Origin of the sequence: Enterobacter sp. ECC-019 (assembly GCF_043974075.1) — a bacterium.
GTDB classification, from domain to species: Bacteria; Pseudomonadota; Gammaproteobacteria; order Enterobacterales; family Enterobacteriaceae; genus Enterobacter; species Enterobacter asburiae_D.
In genome coordinates this window covers 1,114,738-1,128,841 of the sequence record NZ_CP143759.1, presented here as the reverse complement: position 1 = coordinate 1,128,841, position 14,104 = coordinate 1,114,738, and the positions used below count along the sequence as shown (strand labels likewise).

13 protein-coding genes are annotated in these 14,104 nt (G+C 56.2%); 9 read left to right on the top strand and 4 right to left on the bottom strand.

From position 1 onward, the window contains the following. Window positions 1–74 precede the first annotated feature (74 nt). Window positions 75–716 (top strand): peptide-methionine (S)-S-oxide reductase MsrA, encoded by a 642-nt coding sequence (gene msrA, locus V1566_RS05245; RefSeq protein ID WP_023334288.1) that lies wholly within the window; start codon window positions 75–77, stop codon window positions 714–716. Here msrA and V1566_RS05240 read toward each other — a convergent pair whose 3' ends face one another. Further along, the gene (locus tag V1566_RS05240; RefSeq protein WP_395305251.1) at window positions 717–1,775 is read right to left on the bottom strand and encodes a LacI family DNA-binding transcriptional regulator; all 1,059 of its coding nucleotides are present in this window, start codon (window positions 1,773–1,775) and stop codon (window positions 717–719) included. Window positions 1,776–1,967: 192 nt separating this feature from the next. Between V1566_RS05240 and V1566_RS05235 the strand changes: the two genes are divergently transcribed. The 6 genes from V1566_RS05235 to V1566_RS05210 all read left to right on the top strand — a co-directional run bounded on the left by V1566_RS05235 (window position 1,968) and on the right by V1566_RS05210 (window position 9,579). Continuing rightward, window positions 1,968–3,119, top strand: coding sequence for a Gfo/Idh/MocA family protein (locus V1566_RS05235; RefSeq protein ID WP_395305250.1), 1,152 nt, complete (start codon window positions 1,968–1,970; stop codon window positions 3,117–3,119). Window positions 3,120–3,135: 16 nt separating this feature from the next. Next, on the top strand, window positions 3,136–4,305 hold the full coding sequence (locus V1566_RS05230; protein ID WP_395305249.1) for a Gfo/Idh/MocA family protein: 1,170 nt from the start codon (window positions 3,136–3,138) through the stop codon (window positions 4,303–4,305). 11 nt (window positions 4,306–4,316) lie between these two features. Beyond that, entirely contained in the window at window positions 4,317–5,384 is a 1,068-nt protein-coding gene (locus tag V1566_RS05225; protein ID WP_395305248.1) for a Gfo/Idh/MocA family protein, read from the top strand. Window positions 5,385–5,396: 12 nt separating this feature from the next. Beyond that, window positions 5,397–6,419 (top strand): Gfo/Idh/MocA family protein, encoded by a 1,023-nt coding sequence (locus V1566_RS05220; RefSeq protein WP_395305247.1) that lies wholly within the window; start codon window positions 5,397–5,399, stop codon window positions 6,417–6,419. A 79-nt stretch (window positions 6,420–6,498) separates the two neighbouring features. Then, window positions 6,499–8,046, top strand: a complete 1,548-nt coding sequence (locus V1566_RS05215; protein WP_395305246.1) for an MFS transporter — start codon at window positions 6,499–6,501, stop codon at window positions 8,044–8,046. 195 nt (window positions 8,047–8,241) lie between these two features. Continuing rightward, window positions 8,242–9,579, top strand: a complete 1,338-nt coding sequence (locus tag V1566_RS05210) for a hemolysin family protein (RefSeq protein WP_395305245.1) — start codon at window positions 8,242–8,244, stop codon at window positions 9,577–9,579. Between the two features lie 71 nt (window positions 9,580–9,650). Here the strand turns inward: V1566_RS05210 and V1566_RS05205 are convergent, their stop codons facing one another. Continuing rightward, a complete protein-coding gene (locus V1566_RS05205; protein ID WP_008501430.1) occupies window positions 9,651–9,857 on the bottom strand; it encodes a DUF1107 domain-containing protein in 207 nt (68 codons plus the stop codon). 324 nt (window positions 9,858–10,181) lie between these two features. Here V1566_RS05205 and V1566_RS05200 point away from each other — a divergent pair, with 324 nt between their 5' ends. Then, on the top strand, window positions 10,182–10,739 hold the full coding sequence (locus V1566_RS05200; protein ID WP_023334281.1) for a YtfJ family protein: 558 nt from the start codon (window positions 10,182–10,184) through the stop codon (window positions 10,737–10,739). Here V1566_RS05200 and cysQ read toward each other — a convergent pair. Beyond that, entirely contained in the window at window positions 10,733–11,473 is a 741-nt protein-coding gene (cysQ, locus tag V1566_RS05195; protein WP_024907298.1) for a 3'(2'),5'-bisphosphate nucleotidase CysQ, read from the bottom strand. The two genes, V1566_RS05200 and cysQ, sit on opposite strands and share 7 nt — an antisense overlap. Before the next feature lie 190 nt (window positions 11,474–11,663). On the opposite strand from cysQ, the gene V1566_RS05190 reads away from it, so the two are divergent. Then, on the top strand, window positions 11,664–13,607 hold the full coding sequence (locus tag V1566_RS05190) for a bifunctional 2',3'-cyclic-nucleotide 2'-phosphodiesterase/3'-nucleotidase (RefSeq protein WP_395305244.1): 1,944 nt from the start codon (window positions 11,664–11,666) through the stop codon (window positions 13,605–13,607). A gap of 91 nt (window positions 13,608–13,698) precedes the next feature. Here the strand turns inward: V1566_RS05190 and V1566_RS05185 are convergent, their stop codons facing one another. After that, on the bottom strand, window positions 13,699–14,085 hold the full coding sequence (locus V1566_RS05185) for a helix-turn-helix domain-containing protein (RefSeq protein WP_023334278.1): 387 nt from the start codon (window positions 14,083–14,085) through the stop codon (window positions 13,699–13,701). Window positions 14,086–14,104 lie beyond the last annotated feature (19 nt).

Genomic DNA, 14,104 nt, shown 5'->3' with positions numbered 1-14,104 from the left:
AGCGCATTTATTGTGTTCAATTAAACGCTTCGTGACAACCTTAACTGAAACATCGCACCCCGGGAGGCCCCATCGTGAGTTTATTCGACAAAAAGCATCTGGTTTCACAAACCGATGCATTACCGGGACGCAACACCCCTATGCCTGTGGCGACCTTACACGCCGTCAATAACCATTCCATGACCAACGTGCCGGAGGGAATGGAAATCGCCCTGTTTGCCATGGGCTGTTTCTGGGGTGTTGAGCGCCTCTTCTGGCAATTGCCCGGCGTTTACAGCACGGCGGCTGGCTACACGGGCGGTTACACACCGAATCCTACCTATCGCGAAGTCTGCTCCGGCGAAACCGGGCATGCGGAAGCGGTACGCGTGGTCTATGACCCTGCGGTAATTAGCTACGAGCAGCTCCTGCAGGTCTTCTGGGAAAACCACGACCCGGCGCAGGGCATGCGTCAGGGCAACGACCACGGCACCCAGTACCGCTCGGCCATTTATCCGCTTACGCCTGAGCAGGATGCCGCCGCGCGCGCCAGCCTTGAGCGTTTCCAGCAGGCCATGCGTGAAGCGGGCGATACGCGCGAGGTAACGACAGAAATCGCCACCGCGAAACCGTTCTACTATGCCGAGGACGACCACCAGCAGTATCTGCATAAAAACCCGTACGGCTACTGCGGAATCGGGGGCATCGGCGTCTGCCTGCCGCCACAGCTGGCCTGATTATTGATCCAGCGCCACGCGCGCCGCGTGGCGCGTGGCGTTACTGACCGAACCGTAATCCATCACTTTGCCCTGCAACAGCAGATTAAAGACCGGCGCCTGCGGTCGGTTAAGCCGCGTTTGCAGCAGATGTACGGCCTCAATCCCCAGCTCGCGGCAGGGCACCGTGACGCCCGTGACCGGTTTTTCCAGACGGTGCGCTAAATTCCAGGCAAAATCGGTCGTAATCAGCGAAACATCTTCCGGAATACGCAGCCCGTGGCGCGTTAACGCTCTGACCACGCCTTCCACCATCCGGGTACTGTTCGGGAAAATCACCTCCGGCCACTGGGATCGGTCATGACTCAACAGCCACGCATCCAGCGCCTGCTCGGCCTCTTCAGCGGTAAACCACTCCGTCACGAGCAAATCACGCTGCGGGTCAAAGGCCACGTGAAAATGGCGATACGCCTCTTTGATGCCGTCCAGACGCGCATACAGCGTATCCCGCCGCAGGCAGGTAAGCGTCAGCACACGGCGATGCCCCTGCTCGAAAAGGTACTGCATCGCGGTAAAACCAATCGCCCGGTGATCGGGCGACACGGCATCCAGCACCCGATCCCGATCGACGGAATTAATCAACACGCAGGGCTTATTCAGCGTGCTCGCCAGTTTAAATATGGTGGAATCATCAGTCCCAATAATAATTATCGCGTTGATATTCTTATGACTGGCCTTTTCCAGAAAGACTTTCACATCGGCGTGCTGTTCTTCTAAACCACAGCAGCTGACCCACACGTTGTGCGGCGCGCAGGCTTCAGCAATGCCTTTTGTCACTTCCAGATAAAAAATGTCCCCGCGTCCCTGAAAGGTTCTTTCCGGTGCAAAAACAGCGATACCGTTAATTAATAGTCTTCCGCTCGCCATTGACTCGAGGACACCTAATTCTCGCGCGGTGCGAACGATCGCCTCCCGGGCTTTATCGCTGGTATAAGATTTGCCGCTTAATACCCGCGAAACCGTGCTGACGGAATAGCCCGTCAGGGCCGCGATCTCCTCCATTTTTAGCCTGCCCGACATAGTGTGACCTCGCTCTCAATCAGTTTTTGCAAAAATTTGCAGAAACAGCCCATTGATTTTAAAACCAAATTTCACAAAGCCTGGAGATTACTTAACCACCCTGCGAGTATTCTCACAAAAACACATTGTCGCTGCGGCTCCCCTTTCCTATTTTCCGGTCATCACTCATTTCAACTGAAATTAAGGTGTGACATGGAGAAGGTACGTTTTGGCATTATTGGAATAGGGAATATCGGGACGGTCCATGCGCGTTATTTACTGGCGGGTACGGTCAGTGACGCCTGCCTGGCGGCGGTTTGCGATAATGCACCGGAAAAGCACCCCGCTATCCGCCAGCTGGTCGGCACTCTCCCGTTATTCAGCGACGCGCAGGAGATGCTCCAGAGCGGGCTTATCGACGCGGTGATTGTCGCCACGCCGCATTACGAGCATCCGCGCCTGTCGATGCTGGCGATGCGTAACGGCATCCATACCCTGTGTGAAAAACCAGCGGGCGTATATACGGCGCAGGTGCAGGAGATGAACGCCTGCGCCCAGGCGTGCGATGTGGTGTTCGGCATCATGTACAACCAGCGCCCGAATCCGCTCTACCAGAAGGTGAAAGATCTTATCGACAGCGGCGAGCTGGGTGAGATCCGCCGCTCCAACTGGATCATCACCAACTGGTATCGCTCGCAGAGCTACTACAACTCCGGCGGCTGGCGCGCCACCTGGAAAGGAGAAGGCGGCGGCGTACTGCTCAACCAGGACCCGCATCAGCTCGATCTCTGGCAGTGGCTGGTCGGCATGCCGGTCCGCCTGCGGGCGTTCTGCCAGTTCGGTAAGCATCGTCAAATCGAAGTGGAAGACGAGGTCACCGCCTACGCCGAGTACGCCAACGGCGCGACGGGCGTGTTTATCACCACTGTGGCGGAAACGCCGGGCACCAACCGGCTGGAAATCGTCGGCGATCGCGGCAAGGTAGTCGTCGAAGAGGGGAAACTGCGCTACTGGCGGCTGCGTGAGTCCGAAACTGACTTCAACGCCCGCTGGCAAAACGGTTTCGGTGAACCCGAATGCTGGGAGGTCACGCTTCCCGTCGCCCCGGAGTGCAGCGAACACCACGTCATTACCGCCAACTTCTGTGCCGCCATCCTGCGCGGCGAGCCGCTCATTGCGCCGGGTCTGGAAGGGATCCGCGGGTTGACGCTCTCCAACGCCATGCACCTCTCCACCTGGACCGACGACTGGGTCGAACTCCCGCTCAACGAGAAACAGTATCTGCGCCTGCTTCAACAGCGCATCAGCACCTCAGTGGCTAAAGAGACAGCCAGCGTCACGCTGGATGCCTCCGGCACCTGGTAACTCCGGAGAAGAATCGATGTTAAATGTCGCTATCGTGGGAACAGGGAATATCTCGCATAACCATATTCAGGGCTATTTACAGTTTGGCCAGCGCTGCCGGATCGTCGCGCTGGTGGATATCTACCCGGAAAAAGCCCACGAGAAAAAAAAGCGCTACGGCCTGTCGGAAGCCCGTGTGTATGACAGCCACCAGCAGATGCTGGCCTCAGAGCCGGATATCGACATCGTCGACGTCTGTACGCCGCCCTACGTCCACGCAGAGATCAGCATTGATGCCCTGAACGCGGGGTGCCACGTGCTGTGCGAAAAGCCGATGGCCGCCTCGCTGGAGGAGTGCGACGCGATGATCGCCGCACAAAAGGCCAGCGGCAAAACGCTCGCCATCATTGCGCAGAACCGCTTTACCGATGCCTTCTGGCGTCTGAAAGCCGCGCTCGATTCCGGCCTCGCAGGAAAAATCTGCCACGCGCAGGTGGATTCGTTCTGGTGGCGCGGACACTGCTACTACGATCTGTGGTGGCGCGGCACCTGGGAAAAAGAGGGAGGCGGCTGCACCCTAAACCACGCGGTTCACCACATCGATGCCATTCAGTGGATGCTAGGCTTCCCGTCCGAGGTGGTGGCGATGATGACCAACGTGGCGCACGACAACGCTGAAGTCGAAGACCTCAGCGCCGCGATCTTCAAATACCCCAGCGGCGCGCTCACGCAGCTTACCGCCTCGGTCGTGCACCACGGGGAAGACCAGAAAATTATCATTCAGGGCGATAAGGCACGCATCTCCGCGCCATGGCAGGCCTTTGCCAGCGTCAGCGCCGATAACGGCTTCCCGCAGGAGACTAACGATCTGACGCGAGAAACGCAGCTCAACGCCGTTTTTCAGGAGACGCCGAAGCTCGAGTGGACGCTGCACACCGGGCAGATCGATGACCTGCTTTATGCCATCGAGCACGGCACGGCGCCGTTAGTGGATGGCCTGCAGGGCAAACGCTCGCTGGAGCTGATTACCGCGATCTATAAATCCGCCATTACCCGCAGCGTGGTCTCGCTGCCGATTCAGCGCGATGACCCGTTTTACCGTACCGGCGGGACCAACGCCCTCGCCCCCCGTTTTTATGAAAAATCCGCAAGCGTCGCCAACTTCAGCGAAGTGGGTGCGATTCCCCTTGGCAAAGATCTGGATTAAGGAGTGACACCATGAACAAGCATGACGGAATGAACTACGCGCCGGTCGGTAAACCACAGCCGGTCGTGAAGGAAGGCGAATTTGTCTTTGCTGCCGCAGCGCTCGACCACGGCCATATCTACGGGATGAGTAACGGCCTGATAGAAGCCGGGGCCACCCTGAAATGGGTGTACGACCCCGATCCGGCCAAAGTGGATAAATTTATCCGGCAGTACCCGCAGGCAAAAGTGGCGGAGTCGCTGGAGGTGATACTCAACGACGACGAGGTGCGGCTGGTTGCGGGTGCGGCCATCCCGTCCGAGCGCTGCGCGCTGGGGCTGAAAGCCATGGCCGCAGGCAAGGACTACTTCACGGATAAAGCGCCGCTCACCACCCTTGAACAGCTGGCCGATGCCAAAGCGATGGTGGAAAAAACCGGGAAGAAATACGCGGTGTACTACAGCGAACGCCTGCACGTCGAGAGCGCGGTTTTTGCCGGACAGCTGGTGCAGCAGGGGGCGATCGGTCGCGTGGTGCAAACCCTGGGAACCGGCCCGCACCGGGAAGGCACGGGCCGCCCGGACTGGTTCTACGAACGTCACTACTTCGGCGGCATTCTGTGCGATATCGGCAGCCACCAGATCGAGCAATTTCTGTTTTACACGGGCAACAGTGAGGCATGCGTGGTCGCCAGCCAGGCACGCAATTTCAACCATCCGCAGCATCCGGCATTTGAAGATTTCGGCGACGCGACAATCAGAGGCGAAAACGGCGCCAGCGGCTATTTCCGCTGCGACTGGTTCACCCCGGACGGACTCTCAACCTGGGGCGACGGCCGCCTGACGCTGCTCGGCACCGAAGGCTATATCGAAATCCGCAAATATGTCGATCTCACCCGCGGCGAGCAGGACGTGGTTTATCTCGTCAATAAAGAGGGGGAATTCCGCTATCCGGTCGCCGGAGAGGTCGGCTTCCCGTTCTTTGGCGAACTGATCCTCGACTGTCTGCACCGCACCGAAAACGCCATGACGCAGGCGCACGCGTTCAAAGCGGCGGAGCTCTGCGTGAAGGCTCAGATGCTGGCCAACGCAACGGAATAACGGGAGGCGACAATGACGATCCTGAACACGGCGGTTATCGGTGCCGGTGCAATTCACGGCTGCCACGTGAACGCGTTGCGCCAGATGCCCAACGTCGCGCTGCGCGCGCTGGTAGATATCGACAGCGTCAAAGGGCTGAAGCTGGCGATGGGCTATCAGTGTCGCTTTTATCAGGATTACCGGGAAATGCTGCTGGATGAGGCCATCGACGTGGTCCATATCTGCACCCCGCATTTCGAGCATAAAACCATGATCCTGGCGGCGCTCGCCGCCGGGAAGCATGTTTTCTGCGAAAAACCGGTGGGGATGAACAGCAGCGAGCTCGTTGAAATCACCCGCGCCGCGGAGCAGGCACCGGGTCTGCTGGGCGTGTGCTACCAGAACCGGCTCAACCCCACCAGCCTGGGGATTCTCCAGGCGCTGGATGATGGCGAGCTGGGGAAAATGCTCAGCATCAAAGCGGTGCTGACGTGGTCACGCTCGGGCGCGTACTACACCGAAAGCCCGTGGCGCGGGCGGCTGGCAACGGAAGGCGGCAGCCTGCTGATCAACCAGGCCATTCATACTCTGGACCTGATGCAGTGGTTCGCCGGCGGCGCAACGCGTGTGAAAGGCGTGGTGGACCGCGGTGAGCTGGCGGATGTGACCGAGGGAGAAGACAGCGCGATGGCGACGCTGCATTTTGCCAACGGCGCGCGCGGCCTGTTTTATGCCAGCATCTGCAATACCGCGGATTCCCCCCTCTGGCTTGAAATCCACTGCGAACGGGGCTCGCTGCTGCTCAGTGACAACGTGCTCTGGCGTATTACTCCCGGCGAGCGCCTCAGGCTGGCGAGCGATAACTCCCCTGACGGCCTGGTCAAAAGCTACTGGGGGCTGGGGCATGAGCAGGCGATCCGCCGTTTTTATCATGCCATTTCTCATCCCGAAAACGCGAATTACACCGACATCCGCGAAGCCGGAAAATCACTCACCCTTGTGGAGGCTATTTATCGCTCATCTCAGTTAAGACAATGGATAGAACTCAATAAGTAGAACGTAATGTGTCATCCAGATTTGAATAAAAATACGACCTGAAAAACAGGTTAATCATTACCCTACACTGGATATTATTATGGTCAAACCTACTGAACGTAGAGTGGGTTACGGCGTGGCACTTGGCTACGGCGTAACCGATCTGTTTGGCGGAGGTGCGTTCGCCATTATCGGCACCTGGCTGCTCTTTTTTTACACCACCTATTGCGGGCTCTCGGTTATTGAAGCGGGGTCAATATTCGCCATTGCCCGCGTGATTGATGCGTTATTAAGCCCGATTATGGGCTATATCACCGATAATTTCGGCGATACCTGGCTCGGGCGTAAATTTGGCCGTCGCCGCTTCTTTTTACTACTCAGTTCGCCGCTCATGTTTTTGTATGCCCTGCTGTGGCTGACGGACATGGGCTACTGGTATTACCTGGGGACCTATCTCTCTATTGAGCTGCTGTCGGCAATGGTGCTGGTGCCCTGGGAGACGCTGGCAGCGGAGATGACAAACCGCTATGAAGAGCGTAGCCGCCTCTCGGGCGTGCGTATGATCTGCTCTCAGTTGGGCGGTTTTCTTGCGGTTTCCGTTCCCGGCGTGATTATGCAGTTCACGGGGAAAGATAATCCATTTACCTATACCCTCACCGGGCTGATATTTTCCTGCGTGTTCTGCATTGCGGTATTTATTACCTGGTACACCACCTGGGAGGCAAAGGATGTGCGTCAAGAGTCCGATTTTAAAGTGGATAACCAGCGCAGCAGCGGGATACTCAATCACCTGAAATACCTGGTGCTGGATCTCTTTTCTTCCTTCCGCATTCGCGCGTTTCGCCTGCATATTATTATTTATATCTTTTCGTTCACGGCGATGGACGTATTCGGGTCGGTCTTTACCTATTACGTCGTGTATTGCCTGAGCCAGGATGCCTCAGCGGTTTCCGGCTGGCTGAGTATTGCTGCCTTTGCCTCAGTACCGGGTACCTATGGATTTATGCTGCTATTGAACCGTCTGAACATGACGCCGTCTGCCGCCCTGCGGCTCGCGTACGGCTGTATCCTCCTGGTGCTGGCGTTCCTGTTTACGGTTTACCTGACCAAAACGCAGGTGCCGACGCTGCTGTTCTCGGCGGTCTTTATCCTGTTGGGTGCCGCCCGCTCGGGCCTCTATTATATTCCGTGGAACATTTACAGCTTCATTCCGGATATCGATGAGATGGTGACGCAGCAGCGCCGCGAAGGCATTTTTGCCGGTGTGATGGTTCTGACCCGTAAGAGCACCGTGGCGATTGCCATCATGATCATTGGCCTGGTGCTGCAGGAGTCCGGCTTCGTGAAGGGCAGCGGCGCACAGCCTGAAAGCGCGCTGGGGGCGATTATCGGCCTGATGATTTTCGCCACGGCAGCCCTGCTGGCGGTCAGCTTCTTCACCACCTACAGGTTCAAGCTCACCCGCGAGACGCACAAGCTGCTCCTGAAGGAGATTGCACGCCGCAAACTGGGCGGTGATTACCGCGACTGCGACGCCAGGACCCGCGTGGTGATTAAGCAGTTAACGGGTTATGAGTATGACCAGGTGTGGGGAGGAAGCGCCTCACGCCGCGCGGAGGGGAACGCCCGTTTATCCGCCGCGGAATAGCGCCCTGTACCGGACAGCGCCACGCTGTCCGGTCTGTTTTATGCCAAAAATGTGACCTCTGGCAGATTTACATCTCTTTACGCTATACTACCCGCTGAAATAATCGGCTCAACGCTACGAGCTGACGTTCAATGTGTCTTCACACAAATGGTATCAACTCCCCTTCAGAGGATCTGGCGAGAAGCCGGATAAACTATGTTAAACAGTATTTTAGTAATACTTTGTCTGATTGCCGTCAGTGCATTTTTCTCGATATCTGAGATCTCGCTGGCCGCGTCCCGTAAAATCAAACTGAAGCTGCTTGCCGATGAAGGCAACATCAATGCTACCCGCATCCTGAAAATGCAGGAAAACCCCGGCATGTTCTTCACCGTGGTGCAGATTGGCCTCAACGCGGTAGCCATTCTCGGTGGTATCGTGGGTGATGCGGCGTTTTCCCCGGCGTTTTATAGCCTGTTTGTTAAGTACATGTCCGTTGAGCTGGCCGAACAGCTGAGCTTTATCCTCTCCTTCTCGCTGGTAACCGGCCTGTTCATTCTCTTTGCAGACCTGACCCCGAAACGCATCGGTATGATTGCGCCAGAAGCTGTGGCTTTGCGTATCATCAACCCGATGCGCTTCTGTCTGTACGTGTTTCGTCCGCTGGTGTGGTTCTTCAACGGCCTGGCGAACGTCATTTTCCGCATCTTTAAGCTACCGATGGTGCGTAAAGACGACATCACGTCTGACGACATTTATGCGGTCGTGGAAGCCGGCGCGCTGGCCGGGGTGCTGCGCAAGCAGGAACACGAGCTGATTGAGAACGTATTCGAACTGGAATCCCGTACCGTGCCGTCTTCCATGACCGGCCGTGAGAACATAATCTGGTTCGATTTACATGAAGATGAGCAGAGCCTGAAGAACAAAGTGGCGCAGCATCCGCACTCCAAGTTCCTGGTCTGTAATGAAGATATTGACCACATCATCGGTTACGTCGACTCCAAAGACCTGCTGAACCGCGTGCTGGCAAACCAGAGCCTGGCGCTCAACAGCGGCGTGCAGATCCGCAATACCCTGATTGTGCCGGACACCCTGACGCTCTCAGAAGCGCTGGAAAGTTTCAAAACCGCCGGGGAAGACTTCGCGGTTATCATGAACGAATACGCGCTGGTGGTGGGTATTATCACCCTGAACGACGTGATGACCACGCTGATGGGCGACCTGGTTGGCCAGGGGCTGGAAGAGCAGATTGTTCAGCGTGACGATAATTCATGGCTGATTGATGGCGGCACACCGATTGAAGACGTGATGCGCGTGCTGGATATTGACGAGTTCCCGCAGTCCGGCAACTACGAGACCATCGGCGGCTTTATGATGTTTATGCTGCGTAAAATCCCGAAACGTACCGACTCGGTGAAGTTCTCCGGCTACAAGTTTGAGGTGGTGGATATTGATAACTACCGCATCGACCAGCTGCTGGTGACGCGCATAGACAACAAACCGACCGTACTGGTGCCGAGGCTGCCGGACGCGGAAGAGAAGGTTTCGGCATAACACACCAGCCCCCACAAACATCAACGGCTCCCATCGGGAGCCGTTTTTTTAACTACTGCATAGCACGTTGGTTAAGCCATCTCAGTTTGCAGACGCATAACCTGACGGTTGACTTCGGACATCACAGACAGGTGCTGTTTGTCCTTCACTTTTGGGACAAGGATCTTGCCCTTATCAAACTCAAAAGCGCCAACATCCTTGATATACAACCGTCCACGGAACAGGATCTTCACGTACTTCGCCACCTGAAGCGGGTTGTAGCGTTGGAAAATTTTCATTCTTGTATCTCCTGCGAATCATACGCTCTTGCGGTGCCACAATCGGCCCGACTGTCCTGAGCGCAAATTTTAATGCCCAATGACTATAGACCAGAACAACGATGTAACCCAGTATGCATAAGTTTATTTACCGTTTGATTACAATTATTCAGAATAATCTTTGCAAAGCGTGACTGAGCGCAGTATAAGCCGTCGTTTTTTCATGGATATGTGCGTTCACCCGCAAACTGGCATCGGGATTGCGGGAAAACCCCATTGATCGCACTTATGATTAAAAGCGCAAGACCAAGTGGTCGGATCACCTGCAAACAATAAGGAAACGCCATGACCCTACGTAATATCCTTGCAGCAGCCTGCCTGCTGCTGCCCCTGTGGGCTTCCGCTCACAGCATAGAAAAAGGACAACGTGTACCGCCAGTCGGCATTGCTGACCGGGGAGAATTGATTCTCGACAATGATAAGTTTAGCTACAAACCCTGGAATAGCGCGCAGCTCGCGGGCAAAGTGAGAGTTGTACAACATATTGCCGGTCGTACATCTGCAAAAGAGAAAAATGCCAACCTTGTAGAAGCGATCAAGGCCGCAAAATTCCCTCACGACCGCTACCAGACCACCACGATCGTGAATACCGATGACGCGATTCCGGGCTCCGGGATGTTTGTGCGCTCAAGCCTTGAAAGCAATAAAAAGCTCTATCCGTGGTCGCAGTTTATCGTCGACAGCAACGGCGTAACCCGTAAGGCCTGGCAGCTTGAGGAAGAGAGCTCCGCGATTATCGTGCTGGATAAAGAGGGCCGCGTACAGTGGGCGAAAGACGGCGCGTTAACCCAGGAAGAGGTGCAGCAGGTTGTCGACCTGCTGCATAAGCTGCTGGCTCAATAAATAGAGACGCGGAAGCCGGGGTTGAGGAAGGATTCGCGCGGGGTATAGTCCAGCGGCTTGCCCTGCCAGTCATGAACGTGCGCCCCGGCGGCCGCGGCAACGGCATGACCTGCTGCGGTGTCCCAGACGTTGGTTGGCCCAAAGCGAGGGTATAGCTGCGCATGGCCTTCTGCCACCAGGCAGAATTTCAGCGATGAGCCAATCGACGTGGTCTGGTGTTCACCCAGCTGCTGCAGGTACTCCTGCAGCTCGCTGTCGCTGTGCGAGCGGCTAATCACCACCAGCGGTGGACGCGCATCGCGCACCTGGATCTGCTTGCGCACGCCGCACTCTTCCTTCCACGCCTTCCCTTCGGCGGCGCTGTACATCACCTTCATTACCGGCGCGTAAACTACGCCCAGCACCGCTTTTCCCTTCTCAATCAGGGCGATATTGACGGTAAATTCACCGTTGCGCTTGATGAACTCTTTTGTCCCGTCGAGCGGATCGACCAGCCAGTAGCGCTGCCAGTGCTGGCGTTCTTCCCAGCTTTGCGGCGCTTCTTCTGACAGAACGGGGATGTCCGGCGTTAAGGCCTGTAACCCTTTCAGTATCACCTTATGCGCCGCAATATCCGCCGCCGTGACCGGAGAGTCGTCGGCTTTGCTGACCACCTCCATAGGTTTACTACCGTCATACACCTGCATGATGGCATCTCCCGCATCCCGTGCGAGCTGACAAATTTTATCTAGCATTTTCCACCTCTTTGTTAACGCAGTGAGGTTAACTCTTTGTTTTAGTTATATCGTAATGTGAACAATTCCGCTATCTGTGAAGCAATTCCGGTTTCAGGTTACTTTTTTCTGTCAGGATTCACATTTCTGTAAGCAACACGCTATAGATACATACTCTTTTGTGGTCTGCATCGAAAAAAGGACTCCTCTGATGATTAAGTTTAGTGCAACGCTTCTGGCGACGCTGATTGCAGCAAGCGTACAGGCGGCGACGGTAGATCTGCGTATTCTGGAAACGACCGATCTGCACAGCAACATGATGGACTTCGATTACTACAAAGATACCCCAACGGAAAAATTCGGACTGGTACGCACGGCAAGTTTGATCGATGCGGCGCGTGGCGAAGTGAAAAACAGCGTGCTGGTCGACAATGGCGATCTCATTCAGGGTAGTCCGCTCGGGGATTACATGGCGACCAGGGGCCTGAAAAAAGGCGAGATCCATCCGGTGTATAAGGCGATGAACACCCTGGACTATACCGTCGGCAACCTTGGCAACCACGAATTCAACTACGGTCTGAAATACCTGCATGACGCGCTGGCCGGTGCGAAATTTCCGTACGTTAACGCCAATATCATCGACGTTAAGACCCAAAAGCCGCTCTTTACCCCTTATCTGATTAAAGAGACAAACGTCGTCGACAAGGACGGCAAAAAACAGACGCTGAAAATCGGCTATATCGGTTTTGTTCCGCCGCAGATCATGACGTGGGATAAAGCCAACCTCGACGGTAAAGTGACCGTTAACGACATCACCGAAACCGCGCGCAAATACGTGCCGGAAATGCGCGAAAAAGGTGCCGATCTGGTGGTCGTTGTCGCCCACTCGGGTCTCTCCGCCGATCCGTACCAGGCCATGGCAGAAAACTCCGTTTACTATCTGAGTAAAGTTCCGGGCGTCGACGCGATCCTGTTCGGCCACGCCCACGCGGTCTTCCCGGGCAAAGATTTCACCAGCATCAAAGGCGCGGACATTGAGAAAGGGACGCTCAACGGCGTGCCGTCGGTGATGCCGGGCATGTGGGGCGACCATCTTGGCGTGGTGGATCTGGTGCTGAATAACGACAGCGGCAGCTGGAAGGTGACGCAGTCAAAAGCAGAGGCACGCCCGATTTACGACGCTGCGGCTAAAAAATCTCTGGCGGCTGAAGATAAAAAGCTGGTCGACGTGCTGAAGCACGATCACGACGCCACGCGCGAATTCGTCAGCAAGCCGATCGGCAAATCCGCCGACAACATGTACAGCTTCCTGGCGCTGGTTCAGGACGACCCGACCGTTCAGGTCGTCAACATGGCGCAGAAAGCCTATGCGAAACACTTTGTGCAGGGCGATCCGGATCTGGCAAAACTGCCGGTCCTGTCAGCCGCTGCGCCATTCAAGGTGGGCGGGCGTAAGAATGACCCGGCAAGCTATGTTGAAGTCGAAAAGGGCCAGCTAACCTTCCGTAACGCCGCCGATCTCTACCTCTACCCGAACACGCTGGTGGTGGTAAAAGCGACGGGCCAGGAGGTGAAAGAGTGGCTGGAGTGCTCTGCCGGACAGTTTAACCAGATTGACCCGCACAGCAGTAAGCCGCAGTCGCTGATTAACTGGGACGGCTTCCGTACCTATAACTTCGACGTGATCGACGGCGTGAACTACCAGATTGACGTCACCCAGCCGGCGAAATATGACGGCGAGTGTCAGGCGATTAACCCGCAGGCGGAGCGCATCAAAAACCTGACCTTCAACGGCAAGGCGATTGACCCGAATGCCACCTTCCTGGTGGTGACCAATAACTACCGCGCCTACGGCGGCAAGTTTGCCGGTACGGGAGATAGCCACATCGCCTTTGCCTCGCCGGACGAGAACCGCTCGGTGCTGGCGGCGTGGATCAGCGCGGAGTCAAAAAAGGCGGGCGAAATTCATCCGGCAGTGGATAACAACTGGCGTCTCGCGCCGATCCACAGCGATACGAAACTGGATATCCGCTTCGAAACGTCACCGTCCGATAAAGCAGCCGCGTTCATTAAGAACAAGGCGCAGTATCCAATGAAGCAGGTCGCAACGGATGATATCGGGTTCGCGATTTATCAGGTGGATTTGAGCAGGTAGCGGTGATTGTGCCGGGTGGCGCTTCGCTTACCCGGCCTACGGGATGAAAGATTACGGGTAGGCCGGGTAAGGCGAAGCCGCCACCCGGCTTTTACGCCGCACGATCGTCCCTGTTCGCCATCACCTTCGGCGTATTCACCTCAATCCAGTCCGCCAGCGCGGCGACCTTCTCGCTCACCTCAACGCCCAGCGGCGTCAGACTATACTCTACGTGCGGCGGCACCACCGGATACGACACGCGATCGACAAACCCGTCCAGCTCCAGCGCCTGAAGTGACTGGGACAGCATCTTCTCGCTCACCCCGCCCATTTTACGGCGCAGATCGCTAAAGCGATGCGTTCCCTGGCGCAGGGCCAGCAGAATCAGAACACCCCAGCGGCTGGTCACGTGTTTGAGTACCTCGCGTGAAGGGCACTGCTCCGCGAAAAGATTGCCATCGCGCATTTGTTCGCTGAGCGTTGGTATCGTTGTTTTCATACTTACCTTTTTGTACGTA

Bases quoted from the DNA above. Each gene is read 5' to 3' on its own strand.
- V1566_RS05240 (WP_395305251.1), bottom strand. From the start codon at position 1,775: ATGTCGGGCAGGCTAAAAATGGAGGAGATCGCGGCCCTGACGGGCTAT.
- V1566_RS05235 (WP_395305250.1), top strand. From the start codon at position 1,968: ATGGAGAAGGTACGTTTTGGCATTATTGGAATAGGGAATATCGGGACG.
- V1566_RS05230 (WP_395305249.1), top strand. From the start codon at position 3,136: ATGTTAAATGTCGCTATCGTGGGAACAGGGAATATCTCGCATAACCAT.
- V1566_RS05225 (WP_395305248.1), top strand. From the start codon at position 4,317: ATGAACAAGCATGACGGAATGAACTACGCGCCGGTCGGTAAACCACAG.
- V1566_RS05220 (WP_395305247.1), top strand. From the start codon at position 5,397: ATGACGATCCTGAACACGGCGGTTATCGGTGCCGGTGCAATTCACGGC.
- V1566_RS05215 (WP_395305246.1), top strand. From the start codon at position 6,499: ATGGTCAAACCTACTGAACGTAGAGTGGGTTACGGCGTGGCACTTGGC.
- V1566_RS05210 (WP_395305245.1), top strand. From the start codon at position 8,242: ATGTTAAACAGTATTTTAGTAATACTTTGTCTGATTGCCGTCAGTGCA.
- V1566_RS05205 (WP_008501430.1), bottom strand. From the start codon at position 9,857: ATGAAAATTTTCCAACGCTACAACCCGCTTCAGGTGGCGAAGTACGTG.
- V1566_RS05200 (WP_023334281.1), top strand. From the start codon at position 10,182: ATGACCCTACGTAATATCCTTGCAGCAGCCTGCCTGCTGCTGCCCCTG.
- cysQ (WP_024907298.1), bottom strand. From the start codon at position 11,473: ATGCTAGATAAAATTTGTCAGCTCGCACGGGATGCGGGAGATGCCATC.
- V1566_RS05190 (WP_395305244.1), top strand. From the start codon at position 11,664: ATGATTAAGTTTAGTGCAACGCTTCTGGCGACGCTGATTGCAGCAAGC.
- V1566_RS05185 (WP_023334278.1), bottom strand. From the start codon at position 14,085: ATGAAAACAACGATACCAACGCTCAGCGAACAAATGCGCGATGGCAAT.